The sequence below is a fragment of the Pseudarthrobacter sulfonivorans genome, assembly GCF_024391045.1.
GTDB classification, from domain to species: Bacteria; Actinomycetota; Actinomycetes; order Actinomycetales; family Micrococcaceae; genus Arthrobacter; species Arthrobacter sulfonivorans_B.
In genome coordinates this window covers 20,681-44,821 of record NZ_JANFCZ010000011.1, presented here as the reverse complement: position 1 = coordinate 44,821, position 24,141 = coordinate 20,681, and the positions used below count along the sequence as shown (strand labels likewise).

Below are 24,141 nucleotides of genomic sequence, written 5' to 3'. Positions count from 1 at the left end.
CCGGCTCAGGCATCGTGGCCGGGCTGGGACTTCGGTACGCGCAGGGTGATCAGGGTCCCCTCACCCGGTGCGGTCTCTATCACCAGGCCGTGCTGGTCCCCGTAGACCTGGCGGAGCCGGGCGTCCACGTTCCGCAACCCCACGTGGTCCCCGTCCCGGTGCCCGGCGAGCATGGACTGGAGTTCGGCAGGATCCATCCCCACGCCGTCGTCCTCGATGGTGACTTCCGCGAAAGCACCCGAGTCGTTGGCGGTTATGGTGATGTGGCCGGCGCCTTCCTTGGCCTCAAGGCCGTGCCGGACAGCGTTTTCCACGAGCGGCTGCAGGCTCAGGAACGGAATGACCGTGCCCAGCACCTCCGGCGCGATCCGAAGGCTGACCTGGACGCGCTCCCCGAACCGGGCCCGCTCCAGCAGCAGGTAGCGGTCGATGCAGCGGAGCTCCTCGGCGAGGGTCGTGAAGTCACCGTGCCGCCGGAAGGAGTACCTCGTGAAGTCCGCGAACTCCACCACGAGTTCACGGGCCCGCTCCGGGTCCGTGTTGATGAAGGAGGCGATGGCGTTGAGGGAGTTGTAGATGAAGTGCGGGCTGATCTGGGCCCGAAGGGCCCGCACCTCGGCCTCCATCAGCAGTGTCCGGGATGCATCCAGTTCGGCGAGCTCCACCTGGACGGCCACCCAGTCGGCCACTTCGCTCGTGGCGCGGACCAGTCCGGCGCCCGCCGACGGGGCAAACGCCGCCACGGCGCCCACAACCCGCGAGCCGGCGCGCACCGGTGCGATGACGGCGGCCAGGGCTCCGGAGGCAGGTTCCAGTCCCAGCTCCCGGGCCTGGAGCACGGTGGTGCGGCCACCGGTCAGGACACCGGCGGCCAGGTCCATCAGCAGCGGCTTCAGTTCCTCCGCGGCCCCGTCCCAGGCCAGGACGCCCGCCGTGTCCGTGATGGCCAGGGCTTCGCAGCCCAGCAGCGCGCGGAGCTGCTTGCTCGCCTTCGCAGCCCCGGCGGGATTGAGTCCCGTGCGCAGGTGCTGCCCGGCGCGGGATGCCGCGTGGAGGGTCTTGTAGGTAGCCTGCTCCGCGTCGGTGCCCAGCTCGCGGAAGGACCGCAGGAGCTTGATTCCCAGACCGACGACGACGGCGATCGCCAGCGCGATCACTGCGACTGCGGCGGCGGTCAGGAGGGGGGAGTCCGGCATGCTGCCAGCGTAGCGTCGGCCGCCGTTAGGCGCAGCATCGTGACCGTTGGGCGACCGTGCGGGCCCCCGCTCTGGAATGCAGGCCCTACGCGCGCGCACAGTGATTGCAGTCACATTGGCGGCGCCCTCCATGCGGGGTGGCTGACCGGTGGACGAGTCAAACTCTCAATGAGGAGGAACGATGGGTAATGATGCCCGGACTCCGGACGCAGCGGCGTCCGTGGACTTCGAGGAAGTCCAGTCGACGGCGCGGTTCCAGGAATTGCGAAAACGTCACCGCAGCTTTGTCTTCCCCATGGCCGTGGCCTTCCTGCTGTGGTACTTCGCGTACGTCCTGCTGGCCGACTACGCGGTCGGGTTTATGTCCACGAAGGTGTGGGGCAACATCAACATCGGCCTGATCCTGGGCCTCCTGCAGTTTGTGTCCACGTTCGCCATCACCGGCTGGTACGTCAGCTACTCCAACCGGAAACTTGACCCCATCGCGGCAGAGATCCGCCACGAAATTGAAGGCCATGAATTTGATAAAGACGGCAACCGCGTGACCGGAGTGAACAAATGATCGGGATTGCCACGTCAGTTGACGTTTCTCAACTCAAGGAAACCACGCTCCTCAACATGGGCATCTTCGCCCTGTTCGTCGCCGTCACCATGGTGATCGTGCTGCGGGCCAGCCGGAACAACAAAACCGCCGCTGACTACTACGCCGCCGGCCGCTCGTTCACGGGGTCCCAGAACGGCACCGCGATTGCCGGCGACTACCTGTCCGCCGCCTCCTTCCTGGGCATTACCGGTGCCATTGCCGTCAACGGCTACGACGGTTTTATGTACTCCATCGGCTTCCTGGTGGCGTGGCTGGTGGCCCTGCTGCTCGTGGCAGAGCTGTTGCGGAACACCGGCAAATTCACCATGGCCGATGTCCTGTCCTTCCGGCTCAAGCAGCGGCCCGTCCGCATCGCGGCCGCCATTTCCACCCTGGCCGTCTGCTTCTTCTACCTGCTCGCACAGATGGCCGGAGCCGGCAGCCTGATCTCGCTGCTGCTGGGCATCAGCGACTGGGGCGGCCAGGCACTGGTGATCATCGTGGTTGGTGCGCTCATGATCATGTACGTCCTGATCGGCGGCATGAAGGGCACCACCTGGGTCCAGATCATCAAGGCGATGCTCCTCATTGCCGGCGCAGCCGTGATGACGCTGTGGGTGCTGGCCATCTACGGGTTCAACCTCTCCAACCTCCTCGGTGCAGCCGTTGAAACGTCCGGCAACCCGGCCGTGCTGAACCCGGGCCTGCAGTACGGCAAGAGCGAAACGTCCAAGCTGGACTTCATGTCCCTGGGCCTCGCGCTGGTCCTGGGCACGGCAGCCCTGCCGCACGTCCTCATGCGCTTCTACACCGTGCCCACGGCCAAGGAAGCCCGCAAATCCGTGGTCTGGTCGATCTGGCTGATCGGTCTGTTCTACCTGTTCACCCTGGTCCTGGGTTACGGTGCCGCAGCGCTCGTGGGTGCTGACACCATCAAGACGGCTCCGGGTGGCGTCAACGCCGCGGCACCGCTGCTGGCCTTCCACCTTGGCGGCCCGCTGCTGCTGGGCTTCATCTCGGCGGTGGCCTTTGCGACCATCCTCGCCGTGGTGGCCGGCCTCACCATCACCGCGGCTGCCTCGTTCGCCCACGATATCTACGCGAACGTCATCTCCAAGGGAAAGGCCGACGCCGAAACCGAGGTCAAGGTGGCGCGGCGCACCGTGGTGGTGATCGGCATCCTCGCCATCCTGGGCGGTATCCTCGCCAACGGGCAGAACGTGGCCTTCCTGGTGGCGCTTGCCTTCGCCGTTGCGGCATCCGCCAACCTGCCCACCATCGTGTACTCCCTGTTCTGGCGGCGGTTCACCACCCAGGGTGCGGTGTGGAGCATGTACGGCGGTCTGGGCTCCGCCATCCTCCTGATCATCTTCTCGCCCGTCGTGTCCGGCGCACCGACGTCCATGATCAAGGACGCCCACTTCGCCCTCTTCCCGCTCAGCAACCCGGGCATCGTGTCCATTCCGCTGGCGTTCCTGCTCGGCTGGCTCGGCACCGTGCTGGACAAGAAGCGCGAGGACGCCACCAAACAGGCCGAAATGGAAGTGCGGTCCCTCACCGGAGTCGGCGCGGAGAAGGCCGTGGACCACTGACACCAGGCAAGCGGACGACGACGGCCCGGAAGCCGCCGTCGTCCGCTTGGCAAAGCCCGCAGCCCCCTCAAGAGCTGCGGGCTTTCCTGTGCCTGGAGCCTTACGCCTTGGGCTTGATCTTGATGCTTACCATCTTGAGATCGTCGGTGCCCTCGAAACGGTAGACGAGGTCAATGTCCTTCCCGCCGCTGCACGCGATAAGCCCCGCCACGTCGGCCGCCTTGGTGCCGTTCTCCGTGCCGGCACTGACGTTGTTATAGGTGGGCTTGCAGGAGCCGTCCATTTCCAGGGACTTGATGCCTGCAAGGAACTCTTCCTTGGTCACCTGCTTCTGGAGGGCAGGGTCCAGGTAGAGGTCATAGGCTTGGGACGAGTCGCCGGCGATGACGAGTTTGGTGAAGTCGTCCGCGAGGCCCCTGGCATGGTTGGTGGGTCCGGCCACAACATTGACCAGGATCACCACGCCGAGGATGACCAGCAGGAGGACGCCACCCGCCACACCCAGGATGGTCCACAGCCGCCGGCGGCCCGGTGCGGGGGGTTGCTCGCCGGGGAGCCCGAACGGCCCGTCAGCCGGAGGCTGTCCGGCAGCGCCGTGTTGTGCGGCAGCGCCGTATCGTCCGGCAGCCGCGTACTGCGTCGGGTCGCCGTATTGTCCGTCAGTGCCCGCTCCCGTCGCTGCGTAACGTCCGGCCGCTGCAGACTCGTCCGCTGCATACTGGTCCGCAGTGTACTGGTCCGGCGCAGATTGGCCGGGGGTGCCGTCCTGGTCCGGGGTTTCAGGCTGACCGGACTGTGGCTGGTGCTGCGGCTGCCGGGGCCAGGGCGCCGGCTGGTGCGGTTCCTGAGGGTTGCTCACATCGAGCCTTTCCGGCAACGCGGTGGCACTGCCTTTTGCTGGGGCCGCCGGGCGGTACCCGCGGTTCTACCAGGGAACAGCCTATAGCCCGGCTTGCAGGGCGGCCGCGCGCCAATGTAGTGCGGAAAAACAATTTTGCGTCAGGTTTTTGGGCTGCCCTAACTGTCCTGGCCCTCGCCGGAGCCGCGGTCCAGGAGCGGCTGAATGCGGAAGGGAATGAGCTCACCCATGGCCAGTGCGGTATCGGTCCGGTCCACTCCGTCGCACGCCAGGATTTTTCCGTTGATCCTGAAAAGGTCTTCGGCGTCCAGGGCCACCACACGCAACAGCAGGTCGGCGGAACCCGTCAGGCCGAATCCCTCGAGTATTTCCGGTATGCCGGCAAGGTCCCGTGCCAGCTGCCCCAGCTTCTGTTGCTGGACGTGCACCGAGATGAAGGCCATCAGCGGGTACCCCAGCGATGCGGGGTTGATCCGGCGCTCGAAGGACAGGAAGACGTGCCGCTTCTCCAGTTGGGCCATGCGTGCCTGGACCGTGTTCCGGGACAGTCCCAGCTTTTGGGCCAGCGCCACCACCGTGCGCCGCGGATCACGGGCCAAGGCCGTGAGCAGCCGCGTGTCAGTGCCATCCAAGGGGTGCATAATGCGCAACTTTAGCACGGTCGATGCACCCCAAATAGGGCATTGTGCTCAGTATTGGTGGCGGTAGTTGTACCCATTGAACATTGTGAGTAGGGTCACAACTATCCGGGGCAACGGCGCCCGGGCGGCTGGCTGCCGGCGGGATCACAAGTCCCCACGCGCCGGTCAAACGACGTGAAGAGGGTGCGTGCCATCGTGTCTACAGACGAAACGGACCAGGGCGGAACAGCGGGAGGTACTCCCGCCGGCGGAACAGGGAACTTGGGCGGATCGGGCAGGAACCTGGTCCAACTGATCACCCCGCAAGGGGAGCGGGTCAGCCATCCGGAATTTGATCCCTGGGTCAAGGACATCGGAGATGAGCAGCTGTGCTCACTCTTTGAGGACCTGACGGTCATCCGGCGCATCGACGTCGAGGCCACGGCGCTCCAGCGCCAGGGAGAGCTCGGCCTGTGGCCGCCGTTGCTGGGCCAGGAGGCCGCTCAAGTGGGTTCCGCCAGGGCCCTGCGGCAGGACGATTTCATCTTCGCCAGTTACCGCGAAAACGGTGTGGCCTACTGCCGCGGCGTCGGCCTCACGGACATTTTGCGGGTCTGGCGCGGAAATGCCGCCTGCGGGTGGGACCCGTACACGGTCAACATGGCCACCCCCCAGATCATCATCGGTGCGCAGACCCTTCATGCCACCGGGTATGCCATGGGCATCCAGAATGACGGCGCCGACTCGGTGGCGGTGACCTACTTCGGCGACGGTGCCACGAGTGAAGGCGACGTTAATGAGTCCATGGTCTTCGCCGCCAGCTACCAGGTGCCCGTGGTCTTCTTCTGTTCCAATAACCACTGGGCCATCTCGGAGCCGGTGCGGCTGCAGTCCCATGTGCAACTGGCGGACAGGGCCGCAGGATTCGGAATTCCGAGCCTCAGGGTTGACGGCAATGACGTCCTGGCCGTGATGGCAGCCACGCGCGTGGCCCTGGACCGTGCCCGGCACGGTGGGGGACCAACCTTTATCGAAGCGGTCACCTACCGCATGGGCCCCCACACCACCGCTGACGATCCCACCCGTTACCGCGACGCCAATGAACTCGAAGACTGGGCCGCGAAGGACCCCATCGAACGGGTCGGGGCACTCCTGGACCGGAAGGGGCTGCTCACGGACCAGTTCCAGCAGCACGTCAGGGACAAAGCGGATGCGGTGGCCCGTGAACTGCGTGCAGGCTGCATCGGAATGCCTGAGCCGGAGCCACTGGATGTCTTCAAGCACGTATACAGCTCACCCAACTCATGGCTCGACCGGCAGCAGGACCACTACGCCCGCTACCTTGCGTCGTTCGGCGACCCCGCAGAAGCCACATCACAGGAAGGTGCACGCTGATGACCCGGATGACCTTTGCCCGTGCCATCAACTCCGGCCTGCGCAAATCACTCGAAAACGATCCCAAGGTTGTCCTCATGGGCGAGGACATCGGCACCCTTGGTGGTGTGTTCCGCGTCACGGACGGTCTGCAGAAGGATTTCGGCACGCATCGGGTGGTGGACACGCCGCTGGCTGAATCGGCCATCGTCGGCACTGCCGTCGGCCTCGCCTACCGCGGCTACCGGCCCGTCGTGGAAATCCAGTTCGACGGATTCATTTATCCGGCCTTTGACCAGATCGTGAGCCAGGTGGCCAAGATGCACTACCGCACCATGGGTGCGGTGAAGATGCCCATCACCATCCGTGTGCCCTTCGGCGGCGGCATCGGTTCGCCCGAACACCACTCCGAGTCGCCGGAGGCATACTTCACCCACACCTCCGGGCTCAGGGTGGTCACCGTATCCAACCCGCAAGACGCGTACACCATGATTCAGCAGGCCATCCGGTCTGATGACCCGGTCCTCTTCTTCGAACCCAAGCGCCGCTACCACGACAAAGGCGAGGTGGATGAGGGGCTTGACCTGTCCAACGCACTACCCATGGGCACTGCCAGGGTGGTCACTGAAGGCACCGATGTGACCCTCGTGGCCTACGGTCCACTGGTGAAGACCGCCCGGGACGCCGCCACAGCCGCCGCCGACGAAGGGGTCTCCATCGAGGTCATTGACCTGCGCTCGCTGGCCCCGGTGGATTACGCCACTGTCGAAGCGTCCGTTCGAAAGACGGGCCGGCTGGTGATCACCCACGAGGCCGGCCAGTCCGGCGGCGTTGGCGCAGAGGTTGCCGCCAGCATCACCGAACGGTGCTTCTACCACCTCGAAGCAGCGCCCGTCCGTGTCACGGGGTTCGATGTTCCCTACCCGTATTCCAAGGTGGAGATGCATCACCTGCCGGGGCTGGACAGGATCCTCGACGGCGTGGACCGTGCGCTGGGCCGGCCCAATTCACTCAGCGGGCTGGAAGGATGAGCGCCACCATGATCAAGGAATTCAGGCTCCCGGACCTGGGCGAAGGCCTCACGGAATCCGAAATCGTCAACTGGAAGGTCAGCGTGGGAGACACCGTCAGCCTGAACCAGGTGATTGCCGAGGTTGAAACGGCCAAGGCTGTGGTGGAGTTGCCGTCTCCTTTCGCCGGCGTCATCACCGCGCTGCACGAACAACCCGGCACGGTGGTGGAAGTCGGTAAGCCGATCGTCTCGTTTGAGGTAACGGACGACGCAGGTGCGTCACCTGCCGGGACCGCTCCGGCTGAGGCGGATACCCCCAAGCGGCAACCCAACCTGGTGGGGTATGGCGCCGTCGTCGAAAGTTCAGGGCGGCCGGTCCGGCGGCAGCGCAACATTGCAGCGCCGGCGGTTGAACCTGCCGCAGCCGCCGTTGTTGAACCCGCTGAAGCGCATCATGCCGAAATCCATCCCGCTGAAACGCATCCCGCGGAAACCGGGTCCTTCGAACGTCCGCGGTCCACGCCGCCGGTACGGAAGCTGGCCAAGGACCTCGGCGTCGAATTGACTGCAGTCGCCGGCACCGGGGCTCACGGCCTGATCACGCGGGATGACGTGCGTAATTTCGTGGGCGGCGGGGACGTTTCAGTGGCGACGCGCCACCTGTCGGCCGTGGCCGACGCCCCCGGGAGCGGCGCAGGTGTCCCGGCTGACCTGGCCGCCGTACACGGCGGGCGGGAGACCCGCACTCCCATCAAGGGCGTCCGAAAGGTCACCGCCGCCGCGATGGTGGCAAGCGCGTTCACTGCCCCGCATGCCACGGAGTTCCTCACGGTGGATGTCACCCCCACCATGGACCTGCTCGCCAAGCTCAAAACAAGCCGGGCTTTTGCGGACCATAAGCTGACTCCGCTGACCCTTGTGGCCAAGGCTGTGCTGGTGGCGCTCCGTCGCAACCCGTCGCTGAACTCGCGGTGGGACGAGGCCAACCAGGAAATTGTCCAGTTCAATTACGTGAACCTTGGCATCGCCGCAGCGACGCCCCGCGGTCTCACCGTGCCGAACATCAAGGACGCGGACACGATGTCCCTGATGAGCCTTTCTGAAGCCCTCACGGAACTGACGGAAACCGCCCGGGCCGGCAAGACTGCTCCGGCGGTGCTGGCTGGCGGGACCATCTCCATCACCAATATCGGGGTGTTCGGGATCGACGCCGGCACGCCCATCCTGAACCCGGGCGAGGCAGCCATCCTGGCCGTGGGCGCGGTCCGGAAGATGCCGTGGGAATTCCAGGGCGACGTGGCCCTGCGCCAGGTCATGACCTTGAGCCTGTCGTTCGATCACCGCCTGGTGGACGGGGAGCAGGGCTCACGGTTCCTTGCCGACGTTGGCACCATCCTTGCGGACCCGGGCATGGTGCTGACCATGGTGTGAGCCGCGGGTTTTTGTCCAGGTACTGCAACTGGGGACGGCGGCTCGCGCCGCGGTCTGCGATATGTGTGCGGTATCTGGACAAAATTTGTCTGCGGTATCTGGACAAAGACTCCGGCGTCAGGGGGTCGCGGGGGTGACGTCCGCCAACAGCGCTGCGAGGGCCATACCCTCCAGCAGCGGACGGGCGGTCCGCACAGCCACCTTGCGGCCGTGGCTGCGCACCGAGTGGGGAGTGGAATTGATCAGGCCGAAGGTGGCGTGGGCCCGCATTCGCAGTTCCGCGACGTCAACGCCCGGGTGCAGCCGGGCCAGGACGTCCACCCAGACCTCCACGTAGCTCCGCTGCAGCGCCCTGACTTCCGACTGGTCCCGGGGCGAGAGATTGCTGAAGTCCCTGTCCTGGACGCGGATCACATCCGGCTTTCCCAGGGCAAAATCCACCTGGAACCTCACCAGCCGGCGGAGTGCCTCCAGAGGGTCGCTCGTTTCGGCCGCCACGTGCCGGCCACCTGCCAGGAGCTCACGGCTGACCGTCAGCAGCAGGTCAGCCAAGACCGCCTGCTTGCCCGGGAAATGGCGATACACGGCCGGGCCGCTGACGCCTGCTGCGGCCCCCAGGTCCTCCAGGGACACGCGGTTGAAGCCGTCCACCGCAAAAAGCGCTGCGGCAGCATTCAGCAAGGCTTGGCGTCGGATCTCCTTGGCGTGGCTGCGCTGGGTCCCGGGAACCGCCTGGGTGCCGGGATCTGCCGGCGTCCCGGGATATGCCTGATCGCCAGACCCACCGGCAAGGGGCCGGGCAACTGCACCGGACCGGTCGTGCGGCGCCGGATTCGATGGCTGCGCAGGTCGGCTGACGGGCACGTTTCCTCCTCGGACCAGCGAATTCTAGCAGCGCATCCGTGTGTTGGACATCACAGTTAATAAAGACTAACCTAAATCTCAGTTACACAATGCTAACCGAGTTCGTGCTTGCAGCTCCGCAGGGGACTTCCAGCAGCAGCTCCCACAGAACAGGATCGGACCGCGTCGATGGAGACCCTCACCAGCCGGCTTGACGCCGCAAGTGACGCGTTTGCGGCCAACAGGACCGCGCAGCTCACCCTTGCCGGTGAACTGCGCGCCAGGCTGGCCGAGGTTGCCCTGGGCGGCCCCGCCAAGTCCCGGGAACGCCACGTGGCCCGCGGAAAGCTCCTGCCCCGCGAGCGCATCGACCGGCTGCTGGACGATGGCAGCCCCTTCCTGGAAATCGCTCCCCTCGCTGCCAACGGCATGTACAACGATGACTCACCCGGTGCGGGGGTCATCGCCGGGATCGGGCTCGTCCACGGCCGGCAGGTCCTGGTCATCTCCAACGACGCCACCGTCAAGGGCGGCACCTACTATCCGATGACCGTCAAGAAGCACCTGAGGGCCCAGGAAATCGCGCTGGAGAACCGGCTGCCTTGCATTTACCTGGTGGACTCCGGGGGAGCCTTCCTGCCCAAGCAGGACGAGGTGTTTCCGGACAAGGAGCACTTCGGCCGGATCTTCTATAACCAGGCCAGGCTCTCCGCGGCGAAGATCCCGCAGATCGCTTCCGTCATGGGGTCCTGCACCGCGGGCGGCGCCTACGTTCCGGCCATGAGCGACGAGACGGTCATTGTCCGGAACCAGGGGACCATCTTCCTGGGCGGACCGCCGCTCGTAAAAGCCGCGATCGGTGAGATCGTCACTGCGGAGGAGCTCGGCGGCGGCGACGTGCATTCCAGGATTTCCGGAGTCACGGACCACCTTGCGGAGAACGATGAACACGCGCTGCAGATCATCCGCGATATCGTGGCGACGCTCCCCAGGCCGGCAGCCCCCGCCTGGGATGTGGACTGCGTCGTCGAGCCTGTAGCGGACCCGGGAGAGCTCTACGGCGCGGTGCCCACGGACGTCAACGCGCAGTATGACGTGCGTGAGGTGATTGCCCGGCTGGTGGACGGCAGCAGGTTCCACGAGTTCAAGCGGGAGTACGGCACCACCCTGGTCACCGGCTTCGCAAGGCTGCATGGCCACCCCGTGGGGATCGTGGCCAACAACGGCGTCCTGTTCAGTGAATCCTCGCTCAAGGGCGCGCACTTCATCGAACTGTGCGATCAGCGCGGCATCCCCCTGGTCTTCCTGCAGAACATCTCCGGGTTCATGGTGGGCAAGGATTCCGAACAGGGCGGCATCGCCAAGAACGGGGCCAAGATGGTCACCGCGGTGGCCACGGCCCGCGTGCCCAAGCTGACCGTGGTGATTGGCGGGTCCTTCGGGGCAGGCAACTATTCCATGTGCGGCCGGGCCTACTCACCGCGTTTCCTCTGGATGTGGCCGGCGTCCCGCATTTCAGTGATGGGCGGCAACCAGGCGTCCAGCGTTCTTGCCACCGTCAAGCGGGACCAGTACGAGGCCCGTGGTGAGGAGTGGACGGCCGCTGACGAAGAAGCCTTCAAAGCCCCGATCAAACAGCAGTACGAGGACCAGGGCAGCCCGTACTACTCCACCGCCCGCCTCTGGGACGACGGCGTGATCGACCCCGCGGACACCCGCACCTTCCTGGGACTGGCGCTCGACGTCGTCTCCCGCACCCCGCTGCCGGAGACCTCCTTCGGCCTCTTCCGGATGTGAGCCACCAAATGACTGGAACACCCGCGCTGGTCAAGGCAACACAGTTGCCACCGCCGTTCAGCACCGTCCTCGTAGCCAACCGCGGGGAGATCGCCTGCCGCGTGATCCGCACCCTGCGCGCCCTCGGCATCCGTTCAGTTGCTGTTTACAGCGATGCCGACGACGGTGCCCGCCACGTGCGCGAAGCCGACGTGGCGGTACGCATCGGTCCTGCCGCGGCCACGGAGAGTTACCTGAAGATCGAGGCAATCATCCAGGCCTGCCGGGACACCGGCGCCGAGGCTGTCCATCCGGGCTACGGCTTCCTGAGCGAGAACGTTGACTTTGCCCGCGCCCTGGAGAAGGCCGGTATCACCTTCATCGGGCCCGGTGTGGAAGCCCTGAACGTGATGGGTGACAAAATCCGGTCCAAGAACCATGTGGCGGGCTACGGAGTTCCCGTGGTGCCGGGCATCGCCGAGCCGGGCATGACGGATGCTCAGCTGATGGCGGCCGCTCCAGCTGTCGGCTTTCCGTTGCTCATCAAGCCCTCGGCCGGAGGCGGCGGAAAGGGCATGCATATCGTCGAGCGGCCCGAGGACCTCGAGGCCACGCTTGCCACGGCCCGCCGGGTTGCCGCCAGCGCATTCGGCGACGACACGCTCTTCCTCGAACGGCTGGTGCGCACGCCGCGGCACATCGAGGTGCAGGTCCTCGCCGACAACCACGGCAACGTCATCCACCTCGGCGAGCGCGAGTGCTCGCTCCAGCGCCGCCACCAGAAAGTCATCGAGGAAGCCCCGTCGCCGCTTCTTGACGCACTGAACGACGGCGGTGCCACCCGGGCGCGGATCGGCGAGGCTGCCTGCCAGGCGGCCCGCAGCGTCCACTACAGTGGTGCCGGCACGGTGGAGTTCCTTGTCTCGGACGAAGCTCCGGACCAGTTCTTCTTTATGGAGATGAACACGCGCCTGCAGGTGGAGCACCCCGTCACCGAAATGGTCACCGGGATTGACCTCGTTGAGTGGCAGGTGCGGATCGCCGCCGGCGGGGAACTCACAGTGCGGCAGGCCGACGTCGAACTTAGCGGGCACGCCGTTGAAGCCCGCGTCTACGCGGAAATCCCGGAGCGGAACTTCATGCCGTCCGCGGGCGAAGTGGTGCTGCTGGATGAGCGGGGCGCAATCTTCACGGCCATGGAAGACCTTGATTCCTTCACTCCGGCGTCCGCCGATCCGGAAATCCGCATTGATTCCTCGCTGCGTGAAGGACTGGAAATTTCCAGCGACTACGATCCCATGGTGTCCAAGGTGATCGCCTGGGGCCGGGACCGTACTGCGGCGCTGGACAAGCTGGACACGGCACTCTCGCGCTACACGGCGCTGGGCATTGACGCCAACGTCGAATACCTGCGCCTGCTGATCAACGACTCCGACGTCCGCGCAGGCCGGCTCGACACGGGCCTGATCGAGCGCAAGATGCCGGACTTCACGTTCCGGCGCATCGGCGACGCCGAACTCATGGCCGCGGCCCTGCAGTTCTGGGTCCTGGCCGAAGGACCGTCCACCGTGGGATCCCCCTGGGACACCACCCGGGGTTGGCGCCTCGGCACGCCGGCGCCCTGGCGGATGAGCTTCGGCGTCCCCGGCGGCGGAATTGCCACCGTGGCCGTCACCTGGCTCAGCAACCTCGATCTGGGCCACGCGCTGGTCAGCGTCAACGACGGTCCCGCACACAAAACCGTTGTGATCGGCCTGGCCAGTGACAACATCTATCTGGAAATCGACGGTGCGGAACTCCGGTACGCCCTCGGCAGTCTCTGGGACAGCTACCCGCACCGGGGGAATCCGGAGGCCGTGTTCGTGGGCAACGGCGGGTGGTCCTGCCGTTTGGAGGTACTGACGCGGGAATCGCGGCTGGCCCGCGTCCTCGCCGCCATCGAACGCGAGGAAGGCCTTGCCGACCCCGAGGTCCGTTCGCCCATGCCCGGAACCGTGGTCTCCGTCGCCGTCAGCGACGGTGACACTGTGGAAGCCGGCCAGGTGCTCCTCTCCGTGGAAGCCATGAAAATGGAGCACCAGCTGGTGGCCGAGGTTGCCGGCACCGTGCATACCGGCGTCAAAGCCGGCGACCTGGTGAAGGCGGACCAGGTGCTGGCCACCATCCACACACAGGCCGCCGTCCACGCAGCGTCTGCTGGTCCATCCGCGGACCCCATGAACCCACTCAGTGACCCAGACAACACAGGCGAGGGAGCCTAGCTATGCCGGATTTTGAACTCACCGAGGAATACCAGGACCTCAGCGACACCGTCCGCGACTTTGCGGACAACGTGGTGGCCCCGGTGTCCACCAAGCACGATGAAGAACACAGCTTCCCTTACGAACTCGTGAAACAGATGGCGGACATGGGCCTCTTCGGGCTGCCGTTCCCGGAAGAATACGGGGGTATGGGCGGAGACTATTTTGCCCTCGCGCTCGCCCTCGAACAGTTGGGCCGGGTGGACCAGTCCGTGGCGATCACCCTGGAAGCAGGCGTGTCCCTGGGCGCCATGCCCGTCTACCGGTTCGGCACCGAAGCGCAGAAGGCTGAGTGGCTGCCGGTGCTGGCCTCGGGCCAGGCGCTCGCCGGCTTCGGCCTCACGGAACCCGAAGCCGGTTCGGACGCCGGCGGAACCAAAACCCACGCCAGGCGTGAGGCCGGGCAGTGGGTGATTAACGGCAACAAGGAGTTCATCACCAACTCCGGCACGGACATCACCCGCCTCGTGACCGTCACGGCCGTCACCGGCCGGACGGAACGCGGCGACGGCACCGTCAAAAAGGAGATCTCCACCATCCTGGTGCCCACCGACACTGCGGGGTTCAAAGCGGAAAAGGCCTATAACAAGGTGGGCTGGAACGCCTCGGACACCCATCCGCTCACGTTGAAGGACGTCCGCGTGCCGGAGGAAAACCTGCTCGGGGAGGAAGGCCGCGGTTACGCGAACTTCCTGTCCATCCTGGACGAGGGCCGGATCGCCATCGCCGCGCTGGGGACCGGGGCGGCCCAGGGCTGTGTGGACCTGTCCGTGAAATACGCGAAGGAACGCAGTGCGTTCGGGCAGAACATCGGCAAGCACCAGGCCGTCGCGTTCAAGATCGCCCGCATGCAGGCCAGGGCCCACACGGCACGCCTCGCCTACTACGACGCTGCGGCCAGAATGCTGGCCGGCAAGCCGTTCAAGACGCAGGCGGCCATCGCTAAGATGGTCGCAGGTGAGGCAGCCATGGACAACGCGCGGGACGCCACTCAGGTGTTCGGCGGCTATGGCTTCATCAACGAATTCACCGTGGCACGCCACTACCGCGACTCCAAAATCCTGGAGGTGGGGGAGGGCACCACGGAGGTCCAGCTGATGCTGATAGCCCGCGAACTCGGACTGTAGCAAGCAGCTGGTCCGGGATCGCCACGCGGTGGCGGAGCCTGTCGGGACCCTTGAAAGGACCAACGATGATCAACAAGGTTGTTGCCAGTGCCGAGGAAGCCATCGCCGATATCCCGGACGGCGCGTCGCTCGCGGTCGGCGGGTTCGGCCTGTGCGGGATCCCTGTGGCCCTGATTGACGCCCTGCACCGGAGCGGAACCAAAGACCTGGAGACGGTGAGCAATAACTGCGGCGTGGACGACTGGGGTTTGGGGGTCCTGCTGCACGACGGCCGGATCCGGCGGACCGTGAGCTCCTACGTCGGTGAGAACAAGGAGTTCGCGCGCCAGTACCTTTCCGGCGAGTTGGAAGTGGTGCTGACCCCGCAGGGCACCCTGGCGGAGAAGCTCCGCGCCGGCGGCGCCGGGATCCCGGCTTTCTACACAAGAGCGGGCGTGGGCACCCAGGTGTCCGAGGGCGGCCTTCCGCAGAAGTACGACGCCGGCGGGGGAATTGCGATCGCGTCCGCCCCTAAGGAGGTCCGCACCTTCAACGGGGTGGACTACGTGCTGGAAGAGTCCCTGACACCGGACTTCGGCCTGGTCCATGCGTGGAAGGGGGACCGCCACGGCAACCTGGTCTTCCACGCCACCGCCATGAACTTCAACCCCCTTTGTGCCATGGCCGGCAGGATCACGATTGCCGAAGTGGAAGAGCTCGTGGAACCGGGGGAACTGGATCCGGAGCACGTCCATGTGCCGGGCATCTTCGTCCAGCGGGTGGTGGTTGCACCCGGCGGGGAGAAACGCATCGAAAAGCGGACCGTGTCGCTGGCAGCGCCGGCCGCGGGCCCATCACAGGCAGGAGCGTAGCCATGGAGTCCAGCATCACGCAGGGAGCGCCTCCCCGCCCGGAAGCCGTACGGCACGAATACCGGGGCGCCGCCGTCGGGCACCCCGCCGGTACCGACCCGGACACCAAGGGCTGGACCCGCAACGAGCTCGCCGCCAGGGTGGCCCGGGAGCTCCGCAACGGCCAGTACGTCAACCTGGGCATCGGCATGCCCACGCTGATCCCCAACTACATCCCGGCCGGGATCGAAGTGGTGCTGCACTCCGAGAACGGTATTTTGGGCGTCGGCCCCTACCCGGCGGAGGACGCCGTGGATCCCGACCTGATCAACGCCGGCAAGGAAACCGTCACCGTCAACAAGGGGGCCGCTTTCTTCGACTCGGCCGCATCGTTCGGCATGATCCGCGGCGGGCACGTAGACGTGGCCGTGCTGGGCGCCATGGAAGTGGCCCGGAACGGGGACCTGGCCAACTGGATGATTCCGGGCAAGATGGTCAAGGGTATGGGTGGCGCAATGGACCTGGTCTTCGGCGCCAAAAAGGTGATCGTCATGATGGAACACGTTGACCGCAACGGCCGCCCCAAGATCGTGGAGCAGTGCTCCCTGCCACTGACGGGAAAGGCCTGCGTGGACCGGATCATCACCGACCTCGCGGTGATCGATGTTGTCACCGAGGGCGGACAGTCCCGGCTGGTGCTCCGTGAACTGGCGCCCAACGTCACCGTCGAGGAGGTCGCGGCTGCTACAGGCGCCGAGCTTTTCGAAGAGGACCAGGAGCTGACCGTATGACCGGCCCCCGTGTGATCGAGCAGCGCGGCCTGTACTTTGATGAACTCGAGCAGGACGTGGTGTACGCGCACCGGCCCGGACGCACCGTGACGGAGGCGGACAACGTCCTCTTCACCACCCTCACCATGAACACGCAGGCATTGCACCTGGACGCCGCCTGGAGCGCGGGGCAGCCCTTCGGCCAGCGGCTGGTCAACTCCATGTTCACGTTGTCCACAGTGGTGGGACAGTCAGTTTCGCAGCTCACCCAGGGCACCATCATCGCCCAGCTGGGCCTGACCGATGTCTCCTTTCCCCACCCGCTCTACCACGGCGACACGCTCTATACGGAGACCGTCATTACACAAAAGCGGCTGTCGGCGTCGCGGCCGGGCCAGGGCATTGTGACCATGCAGCACACCGGCCGGAACCAGGACGGCACCGTGGTGGCCCTGGCTACCAGGAGCTGCCTGATGTGGACCCGTGCGGCTCACAGCGGGACGCCGGCGGAAGCCAAACAGGGGAACGCGGAAGGCCAACAGGGGAGCGGGAAGGGGAGCGTGGCGGGCGCTGAAAAGGGGACAATATCCCTATGACATTTGTGATGGGACCCGCCCTTCTGTTCTGCCCCGCCGACCGACCCGAGCGCTACCAGAAGGCAGCCGAACGCGCAGACGCCGTCATCCTGGACCTGGAAGACGCCGTGGCGCCCGCGGACAAGCAGCGGGCCCGCGGCGCCATCCTGGCCCAGCTGGGTGGGGCCGGGGACGGACCGGAACTTGACCCGAGCCGAACCATCGTACGGATCAATCCGGCCGGCACTGAGGAATTCGGGAAGGACCTGCACTGCCTGGCACACACTCCGTACCGGACCGTAATGCTGGCCAAAGCGGAGAGCGCCGACCAGCTGGCGGCACTCAAGGACTTCCACGTGATTGCCCTCTGCGAGACCGCCATCGGAATCCTCAACGCGCCTGCCATCGCAGCGGCACCCAATGTGGTGGCCCTGATGTGGGGTGCCGAGGACCTGCTCGCCTCCCTGGGCGGGACCTCCAGCAGAACGGACGACGGCGGCTACCGCGCCGTGGCGCTGCAGGCACGATCCACGGTGCTGCTCGCCGCCCGGGCCTTCGGCAAGGAAGCCGTGGACGCCGTCTACGTCAACATCCCGGACCTGGACGGACTCGCCGTGGAGGCAGCCGACGCCGTGGCCTCAGGGTTCAGCTCCAAGGCCTGCATCCACCCCACCCAGGCCGGCGTGGTCCGCGGAGCCTACGCGCCCTCCGGCGTCGACATTGCGGCCGCCCGGGAACTGTTGCGCGCTGCCGCCACGGCCGGGTCCGGCGTCTTCCAGTTCAACGGCAAGATGATCGACGGTCCCATCCTCAAACACGCTGAAGCGACCCTCCGCAGGGCCGGCGCGGACGTCTAGATCACCGGTCCTGAACCGCTGTCCTGAATTAGCGGATCCGCCCGTGGGTCCCGCGCAGCGACAACGGCGGAATCGCCTCATACAACAGCGTCCTTACCCAGCGTTCCCCGGTCTCCCGGAACTCCGAACGGGTGGCGAAACGGTACAGGTAACTGTTGACGCGCACCCAACGCGGCGGTTCGCCGTCGAACGGGTCTTCACGAAGCAGCCGCAGCGTCCGGGGGTCGGCCTCGAGGAGTTTGCCGAGGAAGGCGTAGAACCAGCCCTCATGGACTGTGCGCAATGGCAGGAACCACATTAGCCAGTCCAGCCGCAGGTGGTACGGCGCCCACTGCCGCGGCAGCCGGCGGACGTCGCCGGGCTTGCCTTTGAACCCGTACTCGCGCCAGGCTGCCGCGTCGTCAGGCTCGGCGTCCAGGGTGCCTTCCACTACGATCTCGATGCGATGCCGGGTCACCGTCCCGAACGCACCGTAGGTGTTGACAAGCTGCCATCGGTTGAAGCTGGCATTCATCAGCTGGCCCTTGGAGACAAGGTTCCGTAGCGGCCAATAGCTCAGGACCACCAACAGCAAGGTTGCGGCGAGGAAAATTGCGAGCCAGTACGGGGGATTGCCTCGCGACCCCGCCCCGGGGGCCCAGTCCAGGGGCAGGAACGGAAGCACGGCATGGGCCACCGGATCGCTGACGGCGGCAAAGGCCAGCACAATGGCCATCCAGTTCAGCCAAGCGAAGTTGCCGCTGGCCACCAGCCACAACTGCGTGAAGATGATGATGCCGGCAGCAGCGGAACCCAGCGGCTGCGGGGCGAAGAGGAAAAAGGGGACCACCAGTTGGGCGAAGTGATTGCCGAGCACCTCCAACCGGTGGAACGGTTTGGGCAGCAGGTGCGCCTGCCTGCTCAGAGGGCCGGGCATCGGCTGGGTCTCGTGGTGGTAGTACAGGGCCGTCAGGTCACGCCATTCCCGGCCGCCGCGGATCTTGATCATTCCCGCACCGAACTCCAGGCGAAAAACCAGCCACACCAGCAGGAGCAGCACGGTTCGGGGCGGCTCTGTCTGGTCGGAGCCAAGGAACGCGACCGTGAAGCCGGCCTCCAGGAGCAGCATCTCCCAGCCGAAACCGTAAAACGTCTGGCCGACATTGGATATCGACATGTAGAGCAGCCACAGGGCCAGGAACGCCAACAGCGGCACCCACGGCGGTCCCACCTGGGGGAGGCCTGCCACCAACAGCGCGGAAATCACCAGGCCCAGTGCGCAGACCAGGCGAAGCAACCTGTCCGAGTAACGCCAGCGGAAAAGCGTGGGCCGGCGCAACACACTGAACCTCTCCAGATACCGGGGAACGGGAAGCAGCCCGTGTTCCCCGAGGAGAGCCGGGAACTGGTTAAGGGAGGACAGGAAGGCAACAAAGTACAGCGCTGCAATGCCTCGCTGCAGCACCAGCCGAGCGAATTCGTAGTCCGGAGCGTCGAACCAGGAAACCCAGTCCACGCCATCAACGTTACGCCTGGCCTTTCCCGGCTCCTAGATCCGGCAGACCAGGAAAGCGCCGGGGGTGCGGGATACTTAAGCCATGCAGCCTCGCAGAATCGTCCTCCTCGGATCCACCGGTTCCATCGGCACCCAGGCGATTGACGTCGTCGACGGCGCCCCGCACCTTTTCGAGGTAGTGGCACTCAGCGCGGGCGGCGGGAACCTGGGGCTGCTCGCCCGCCAGGCGGTCCACACAGGCGCTGCCGCCGTCGGCATCGCCTCCGGTGACGCCCGGCAGCTGCAGGACCTGATCGCGGAGGCTGCGCGCCTGGCCGGCCGCCCGGACTACCGCCCGGAAATCATCGCCGGCCCCGACGCCTCGGCGCGCATCGCAGCCGTGGAGGCCGACGTGGTGCTCAACGGCATCACCGGTTCCATCGGCCTTGCCCCCACACTGGCCGCGCTGAAATCCGGTGCGACGCTGGCTCTGGCGAACAAGGAATCGCTGATCGTTGGCGGAGCACTGGTCAAGGCCGCGGCCCGCGAAGGCCAGATCGTTCCGGTGGACTCCGAACATTCGGCCATTGCGCAATGCCTGCGCTCCGGCACGGCGGCCGAGGTGGAGAAACTCATCCTGACGGCCTCCGGCGGCCCGTTCCGGGGACGCACGCGGGAGCAGTTGCATGACGTGTCACCGCAGGAGGCGCTGGCGCACCCCACCTGGGACATGGGCCTGATGGTCACCACCAATTCGGCCACCCTGGTCAACAAGGGCCTTGAACTGATCGAAGCGCACCTGCTGTTCGACGTGCCGCTTGACCGGATCGACGTGGTGGTGCATCCGCAGTCGGTGGTCCACTCCATGGTCCAGTTCATTGACGGCTCAGTCATCGCGCAGGCGTCACCGCCGGACATGCGCCTGCCTATCGCCCTGGGGCTCGGATGGCCGGACCGGGTGGCGAAAGCGGCGTCGCCGTGCGACTGGAGCCGCGCCACCAGCTGGACCTTTGAGCCCCTGGACGCCACCGCATTTCCCGCGGTGGACCTGGCCAAGGATGCCGCGAAGCAGGGAAGCACGTTCCCGGCCGTCTTCAACGCGGCCAACGAAGAAGCGGTCCTTGCCTTCCACGCCGGACGAATCCGCTTCACGGACATCGTGGACACCATCGACGCTGTCCTCAGCGAACACCCAGGATCCTCCGAGCTGACCATTGAGTCAGTGTTGGATGCTGAAGACTGGGCACGAACACGCGCCCACGAACGTTTGGCAGTAAGCAGTCTCTAGGAAGCAGCAGATCCACGCATGAGTCCCATCCTCCTCTTCATCCTCGGCGTCGTCTTCGTGGCGATCGGCATCGCCGTGTCTATTGCGCTGCACGAAGTAGGGCACCTGGTGCCCGCCAAGCTGTTCAAGGTACGCGTCACCAAGTACATGATCGGGTTCGGTCCCACACTGTGGTCCAAGCGGAAAGGCGAGACCGAATACGGTGTGAAGGCGATTCCGCTGGGCGGTTACGTCTCCATGATCGGCATGTACCCGCCCAACAAGCAGGACGGCTCCGTCCGGCCCTCAAGTACCGGCATGTTTCAGACCCTCGCCACCGAAGCCCGCTCCATGGCCCACGAAGAAGTGGGACCGGAGGACGGCAACCGCGTGTTCTACCGCCTGCCCGTCTGGAAAAAAGTCATCGTGATGCTCGGCGGTCCCGCCATGAACCTGCTGATCGGCGTGGTGCTGACCGCCGTGCTGCTCATGGGATTCGGCATGGCCACCGCCACCACCACCATTTCCGACGTCTCCAAGTGCCAGGTTGCCGCCGGCCAGACCGTGGATCCCAATTCCCCGGACTGCCAGCTGACCCCCGCCGCCGCCGCGGGGCTGCTGCCGAATGACGTGGTCACCTCCTTCGACGGGAAAGCGGTCACCGGCTGGGACCAGCTGACCGAATGGATCCGGGCGTCCGCCGGCCGGGAAGTCAGCATCACCGTGGAGCGCGACGGCGCCCCCGTCACCACGACTGTCACCCCGGTATTGTCCGCCCGTCCCGTGGTGGGCGTTGACGGGCGCCAGGCCAAGGACGACGCCGGCAATCTGCAGTACCAGGACGTCGGCTTCCTCGGCATCGGTGCCCGGACCGCCCTGGTGCCCCAACCGGCGTCGTCCGTCCTGCCCATGGCGGGGGAGAACATCAAGCAGGTGGCCGGCGTCGTCCTCAACCTGCCCGCCCGGGTGGTGGGCGTGGCCAAGGCCGCCTTCAGCGAGGAAAAGCGCGATCCCAACGGGCCCATCAGCGTGGTGGGCGTGGGGCGCGTGGCCGGTGAAGTTGCGGCCATGGAAGACGTCCCCCTCCAGGCCCGGAGTGCCACGCTGGTGGGGTTGCTGGCGGGGCTCAATTTCGCGCTCGCGGTCTTCAACCTGATCCCGCTGCTTCCGCTCGACGGCGGGCACGTGGCCGGCGCGCTCTACGAAGGGGCCCGCCGCCGGATCGCCAAGCTGTTCGGCAAGCCTGACCCGGGAGCCTTCGACATCGCCAAACTGCTCCCTGTCACCTACGTGGTGGCTGCCCTGCTGATGGGCATGAGCGTGCTGCTGATTTACGCCGACATCGTGAAGCCGGTGAACCTCTTCGGCTAATTTCTCTGCTTCCTGAGGCCCCGTGGAGAAAGGTGGACTTTTTGGCAGCACGGCCGGCACTATCCTGGCCATCTTCGGGGTGTTCGCCCTGGGTTGCGGCCTGGCCGGCAGCCGGACGGTACGGCTCGCCCTGACGGCGATGGTGGCCACCGTGGCCGGGACGGCGTTGCTGCTGGTGCCGGCCGTGATTTCCACGTTCGCCACACCGGCCATTGGAAAGGCTTACCTGGCCGGAAATCAGGACGTGATGCAGCTGGAATTCCCGGCATCCATGAGCGGGGCATTCCTGCTCGGCCTGCTGCTGGCATTGGTGGGCAACGTCCTGCTGGGGATCGCGGTATGGCGTTCGGCTGTCCTGCCGCGCTGGGCCGGGGCACTCTGGGCGTTCGGCGCGGTGCTGTTCTTTCTTCTGGGCGTTGTCCTTGGGCAGGCCACTACCGGAAGCAGCCGGCCAACCCAGACCGCCGGGGCGCTGCTGATGGCCGGCGCCGCCGCGTGGATGGCTTGGGGCAGCCCGCGGCCGGCTGTAGGGGCTGGGAATGCACTCCGATAGCACCGCAGGTGATTCGACAATATAAGCCTATTTGGGCTTATTTTTAATAATCAGCTAATTTTGATTGATTATTAGCCATCACCTCCGTACGGTTAAGCCATGTACATCCTGACCATCGACCAGCGCGGCAGTACCCATGACGTGGACCGGGTCCCGGCCCTGATCGACGCGCTGCGCGCACTCACGCCGGACCCGTTTGAGCGCTCGGTTGGCGACGAACTCCAAGGCGTCGTGGAGCGGGCCGCGGACGTCGTAGACATCGCCCTTCATGCTCTCCGCGACGGACATTGGTACGTGGGAATCGGGATCGGCGCCGTGCAGCTCGCCCCCGGCGGAAGTCCGCGGGAAGGAATCGGGAGCGGCTTTGTGGCAGCGCGAAAGGCGGTGGAAATGGCCAAGAGTGCGGCAGCCCAGGTTCCAGTGTCAGTGGTGCCCGGCAGTATTGGACGTGGCAGGGGACTTCATCCCAGCACCGGGGAAGGAGCCATGAGCAGTGCAAACGCCGAGGCGGTGCTCCGCCTGATCGGGCGCGTCGTGCAGCAGCGCACGCCGGCGCAGTGGCGCGTAGTGGACAGGCTGCGCGCGCTCGGCGGCGGCGAGATCCGTCATGGCAGCCAAAAGCAGGTGGCCCACGAACTGGGAATCTCCGAGCAATCGGTGAGCCGTGCCGTGCTCAGGTCCGGCTGGCAGGAAGAATGGGCCGCGAGGCCGGCGGCAGCCATGCTCCTCGACTACGCCCACACCGAGGTGCTGGCGCCCTCCCACCCCGCCAAAGGAGAACGGTGAACGCACTCTGGATCGCAGCTGCCCTCGTGGTGGCCGGATTTGTTGGCTGGCCGGTGACCTCGATGGTGTTCCGGCTGGCCAGGACCATCGATGACAAGGCGGACGCGGCCGGAAGGGGCAATACGGCCGATGATTCTTCCGACCAGGACCCCTCGGCGGACGTCACCGTGGACACCCTGCCGGGTGTGCCGCCGGGTGTCCCGCCAGGGAGCCCGGCAACGGGCCCGGACCACCGGGAACGCGGACAAAGCGTGGACGGTGAGCTGACAGCCGGTGGCGGCAGGCCGCCGTCGGACGTCTCCAACCCGGCGTCGGAAGGCGCTGGGCAGGCCGCCGCAGGGCAGCCCGCTCCCGGCCAGCGGATCCTCCGCGGTGGAGCGATCATCGGAGTACTCGAACGCCTGGGCGTTGCCGTCGCCATCCTCACGGGACAGCCGGTGGCCATCGCCTACATCGTGGCGATCAAAGGCCTGGGTAGGTTTGCCGAGCTGAAGGAAACACCGGTGGCGGCCGAACGCTTCATCATTGGAACGCTCACCTCGATGCTGTGGGCGGCAGGCACGGCAGCCATCGTCAAGGTGTACCTCCTGATGTGAGTTCCCGGATCGGTGTCAGTCCGCGCCGGGGGATAGGCTGTCCTCATGACTGTTTTTGCCGTTGAGTATGTGTACGCCGCTGATTCCACCGCCGCCCTTGATGAACACCGCCCCGCGCACCGCGCCTGGCTGGCGGGCCTGGCGGACGACGGCCAGTTGCTGACCAGCGGACCCTACGGTGACGGGGCAGGCGCACTGTTGATCTTCAAGGTCCAGGACGAATCCCAACTGAACAGCCTGCTCAAGGAGGACCCCTTCGCCGCCGCCGGGACCATCGCCGGCATCCGGACCACCGAATGGACCCCCGTGATCGGCCTCCTGGCCGCCCACGCGTCCTGACCCCCGGACC

The 24,141-nt window shown here is 66.0% G+C and carries 23 protein-coding genes; 18 read left to right on the top strand and 5 right to left on the bottom strand.

Features of this window, described 5'->3' with window-relative positions:
• Nucleotides 1–5 precede the first annotated feature (5 nt).
• Nucleotides 6–1,196, bottom strand: a complete 1,191-nt coding sequence (locus NQJ30_RS09320; protein WP_255769631.1) for a sensor histidine kinase — start codon at nt 1,194–1,196, stop codon at nt 6–8.
• 181 nt (nt 1,197–1,377) lie between these two features.
• On the opposite strand from NQJ30_RS09320, the gene NQJ30_RS09315 reads away from it, so the two are divergent.
• Together NQJ30_RS09315 and NQJ30_RS09310 are read left to right on the top strand one after the other, a co-directional pair.
• Nucleotides 1,378–1,758: a DUF485 domain-containing protein gene (locus tag NQJ30_RS09315; RefSeq protein WP_255769630.1), complete on the top strand. Its 381-nt coding sequence runs from the start codon at nt 1,378–1,380 to the stop codon at nt 1,756–1,758.
• Entirely contained in the window at nt 1,755–3,371 is a 1,617-nt protein-coding gene (locus tag NQJ30_RS09310) for a solute symporter family protein (protein WP_255769628.1), read from the top strand. Before NQJ30_RS09315 ends, NQJ30_RS09310 begins: the two co-directional genes overlap by 4 nt.
• 100 nt (nt 3,372–3,471) lie before the next feature.
• Here NQJ30_RS09310 and NQJ30_RS09305 read toward each other — a convergent pair whose 3' ends face one another.
• Both NQJ30_RS09305 and NQJ30_RS09300 read right to left on the bottom strand, forming a co-directional pair.
• Nucleotides 3,472–4,230, bottom strand: coding sequence for a hypothetical protein (locus NQJ30_RS09305; RefSeq protein ID WP_255769627.1), 759 nt, complete (start codon nt 4,228–4,230; stop codon nt 3,472–3,474).
• Nucleotides 4,231–4,388: 158 nt separating this feature from the next.
• Nucleotides 4,389–4,871 (bottom strand): Lrp/AsnC family transcriptional regulator, encoded by a 483-nt coding sequence (locus NQJ30_RS09300; RefSeq protein ID WP_255769626.1) that lies wholly within the window; start codon nt 4,869–4,871, stop codon nt 4,389–4,391.
• 195 nt (nt 4,872–5,066) lie between these two features.
• Between NQJ30_RS09300 and pdhA the strand changes: the two genes are divergently transcribed.
• Genes pdhA through NQJ30_RS09285 form a run of 3 tightly spaced genes read left to right on the top strand, consistent with a single transcriptional unit; the run spans nt 5,067 to nt 8,667 of the window.
• On the top strand, nt 5,067–6,245 hold the full coding sequence (gene pdhA, locus NQJ30_RS09295) for a pyruvate dehydrogenase (acetyl-transferring) E1 component subunit alpha (protein WP_374113238.1): 1,179 nt from the start codon (nt 5,067–5,069) through the stop codon (nt 6,243–6,245).
• Entirely contained in the window at nt 6,245–7,255 is a 1,011-nt protein-coding gene (locus NQJ30_RS09290; RefSeq protein WP_255769625.1) for an alpha-ketoacid dehydrogenase subunit beta, read from the top strand. The genes pdhA and NQJ30_RS09290 overlap by 1 nt, the downstream gene beginning before the upstream one ends.
• An 8-nt stretch (nt 7,256–7,263) precedes the next feature.
• Nucleotides 7,264–8,667, top strand: a complete 1,404-nt coding sequence (locus NQJ30_RS09285; protein ID WP_255769624.1) for a dihydrolipoamide acetyltransferase family protein — start codon at nt 7,264–7,266, stop codon at nt 8,665–8,667.
• A gap of 117 nt (nt 8,668–8,784) precedes the next feature.
• Here NQJ30_RS09285 and NQJ30_RS09280 read toward each other — a convergent pair whose 3' ends face one another.
• Complete coding sequence (locus tag NQJ30_RS09280; protein ID WP_308215180.1) at nt 8,785–9,531, bottom strand: SACE_7040 family transcriptional regulator; 747 nt, start codon at nt 9,529–9,531, stop codon at nt 8,785–8,787.
• A 168-nt stretch (nt 9,532–9,699) separates the two neighbouring features.
• Here NQJ30_RS09280 and NQJ30_RS09275 point away from each other — a divergent pair, with 168 nt between their 5' ends.
• The 7 genes from NQJ30_RS09275 (at nt 9,700) to NQJ30_RS09245 (ending at nt 17,745) form a co-directional block, all read left to right on the top strand.
• The gene (locus tag NQJ30_RS09275; protein WP_255769623.1) at nt 9,700–11,307 is read left to right on the top strand and encodes a carboxyl transferase domain-containing protein; all 1,608 of its coding nucleotides are present in this window, start codon (nt 9,700–9,702) and stop codon (nt 11,305–11,307) included.
• 8 nt (nt 11,308–11,315) lie between these two features.
• A complete protein-coding gene (locus tag NQJ30_RS09270; RefSeq protein WP_255769622.1) occupies nt 11,316–13,547 on the top strand; it encodes an acetyl/propionyl/methylcrotonyl-CoA carboxylase subunit alpha in 2,232 nt (743 codons plus the stop codon).
• Nucleotides 13,548–13,549: 2 nt separating this feature from the next.
• Nucleotides 13,550–14,713, top strand: coding sequence for an acyl-CoA dehydrogenase family protein (locus NQJ30_RS09265; RefSeq protein ID WP_255769621.1), 1,164 nt, complete (start codon nt 13,550–13,552; stop codon nt 14,711–14,713).
• A gap of 65 nt (nt 14,714–14,778) precedes the next feature.
• A complete protein-coding gene (locus NQJ30_RS09260; RefSeq protein ID WP_255769620.1) occupies nt 14,779–15,564 on the top strand; it encodes a CoA transferase subunit A in 786 nt (261 codons plus the stop codon).
• A gap of 2 nt (nt 15,565–15,566) precedes the next feature.
• Complete coding sequence (locus NQJ30_RS09255; protein WP_255769618.1) at nt 15,567–16,334, top strand: CoA transferase subunit B; 768 nt, start codon at nt 15,567–15,569, stop codon at nt 16,332–16,334.
• On the top strand, nt 16,331–16,909 hold the full coding sequence (locus NQJ30_RS09250) for a MaoC family dehydratase (protein ID WP_255769617.1): 579 nt from the start codon (nt 16,331–16,333) through the stop codon (nt 16,907–16,909). The genes NQJ30_RS09255 and NQJ30_RS09250 overlap by 4 nt, the downstream gene beginning before the upstream one ends.
• Entirely contained in the window at nt 16,906–17,745 is an 840-nt protein-coding gene (locus tag NQJ30_RS09245) for an HpcH/HpaI aldolase/citrate lyase family protein (RefSeq protein ID WP_255769615.1), read from the top strand. Before NQJ30_RS09250 ends, NQJ30_RS09245 begins: the two co-directional genes overlap by 4 nt.
• Nucleotides 17,746–17,773: 28 nt before the next feature.
• Here the strand turns inward: NQJ30_RS09245 and NQJ30_RS09240 are convergent, their stop codons facing one another.
• Entirely contained in the window at nt 17,774–19,240 is a 1,467-nt protein-coding gene (locus NQJ30_RS09240) for a lipase maturation factor family protein (protein ID WP_255769614.1), read from the bottom strand.
• 82 nt (nt 19,241–19,322) lie between these two features.
• Between NQJ30_RS09240 and dxr the strand changes: the two genes are divergently transcribed.
• From dxr to NQJ30_RS09210, 6 genes are all read left to right on the top strand, one after another.
• Nucleotides 19,323–20,507 (top strand): 1-deoxy-D-xylulose-5-phosphate reductoisomerase, encoded by a 1,185-nt coding sequence (gene dxr, locus NQJ30_RS09235; RefSeq protein ID WP_255769613.1) that lies wholly within the window; start codon nt 19,323–19,325, stop codon nt 20,505–20,507.
• Nucleotides 20,508–20,525: 18 nt separating this feature from the next.
• Nucleotides 20,526–21,857, top strand: a complete 1,332-nt coding sequence (locus tag NQJ30_RS09230; RefSeq protein WP_255769612.1) for a M50 family metallopeptidase — start codon at nt 20,526–20,528, stop codon at nt 21,855–21,857.
• Nucleotides 21,858–21,879: 22 nt separating this feature from the next.
• Nucleotides 21,880–22,410: a hypothetical protein gene (locus tag NQJ30_RS09225; RefSeq protein WP_255769611.1), complete on the top strand. Its 531-nt coding sequence runs from the start codon at nt 21,880–21,882 to the stop codon at nt 22,408–22,410.
• A gap of 99 nt (nt 22,411–22,509) precedes the next feature.
• Nucleotides 22,510–23,196, top strand: coding sequence for a MarR family transcriptional regulator (locus NQJ30_RS09220; RefSeq protein WP_255769610.1), 687 nt, complete (start codon nt 22,510–22,512; stop codon nt 23,194–23,196).
• The gene (locus tag NQJ30_RS09215; RefSeq protein ID WP_255769609.1) at nt 23,193–23,792 is read left to right on the top strand and encodes a hypothetical protein; all 600 of its coding nucleotides are present in this window, start codon (nt 23,193–23,195) and stop codon (nt 23,790–23,792) included. The genes NQJ30_RS09220 and NQJ30_RS09215 overlap by 4 nt, the downstream gene beginning before the upstream one ends.
• Before the next feature lie 45 nt (nt 23,793–23,837).
• Nucleotides 23,838–24,131, top strand: a complete 294-nt coding sequence (locus NQJ30_RS09210) for a YciI family protein (RefSeq protein WP_255769608.1) — start codon at nt 23,838–23,840, stop codon at nt 24,129–24,131.
• Nucleotides 24,132–24,141: the final 10 nt, after the last annotated feature.